Here is a 973-nt window from a genome sequence, read left to right on the forward strand (position 1 = left end):
CCATCGTACAAAGGGTAACAAGGATATAGACGCCGATACCGCGGAAAGCAAAGGCTGCTTCATACTTCTGAGGACTGAATCCTGGAATCAAAACCACCATTCCCAAGAATAGACCAAGCAGGGCCGTTAAGAGGCTTCCCAAACGGATTCCCAAAAGGAAGATAGCTAAAAGAGGAAAGGAATAGGCCCAGAGAACCCCCGAGTTTTGTACCCCCCCGGTATACACCAGAAACGCGCAGAGCCCCATGAACGAAAGGACCGTAAGACCCGAAGACCAGATAAAGGGAGCGGGTGTCCTAAGGAGAACAAATCCTACCAGCGTAATCGCTGCCATGGAAAAATCCAGAATACCCTGCAGGGGTGCTTGTTCTTTAAAGCTTTCTATTCCAAATAGAACAAGAAGGGTACAACCCACAAATATCATGGAATTGAGGAGCACGTACCGGATCGTCATATCCATTTTTTCTGGATCGTCTTCCCTGAAGAACTTTCCGCTCGTCATCAGGTTGATGAAAAGATTCGAAGACCCCTTACTCATATTTTCAGCCCTCCCTCTTTGTTTCCAGGGCCACAGAGAGGCAGAATTCCTTTCCTCCCTGGACCGTAAAGGGAATGCAAATGATGCGGGTTTGTTCAAGCGGCCAGGCGATATGATGATTCGGCCCATCCACGATGGTGGGCAGAGAAATAACCAGTTTAAAACTTTCCTCAAGGCCCTTCTTGGCATTGCCGGCGATGATATTGATGAGTTCCCCCACCGCATCGACCACATCCTCATTCAGGGCAGGTTGCTCCCTCCCCGTTAACGTAGCCGTTATAGTCAGGGCCAGGTCTTGCTTTAAAGAAAGCACCACCGCCCCCCGGGCTTCGCCGGTAAGCCCAATAACCCCCGAAATATCCCATGCATGGGGACTATTCATCTCGCAAATGTAGGGGCGTCCCACGGCAATATCCCTGTCTCTTATACACATCT

General features: G+C 49.9%; 2 protein-coding genes. Both read right to left on the reverse strand.

Annotated elements, in window-relative coordinates; genetic code table 11:
* The coding region (locus N2315_09560) for a hypothetical protein (protein ID MCX7829417.1) at window positions 1–538 on the reverse strand (538 nt) is incomplete at its 3' end.
* Between the two features lie 4 nt (window positions 539–542).
* A partial coding sequence (locus N2315_09565) for a chemotaxis protein CheX (GenBank protein ID MCX7829418.1) occupies window positions 543–973 on the reverse strand: 431 nt, incomplete at its 5' end.

The sequence above is a fragment of the Thermanaerothrix sp. genome (assembly GCA_026417795.1).
GTDB lineage: Bacteria > Synergistota > Synergistia > Synergistales > Synergistaceae > Thermanaerovibrio.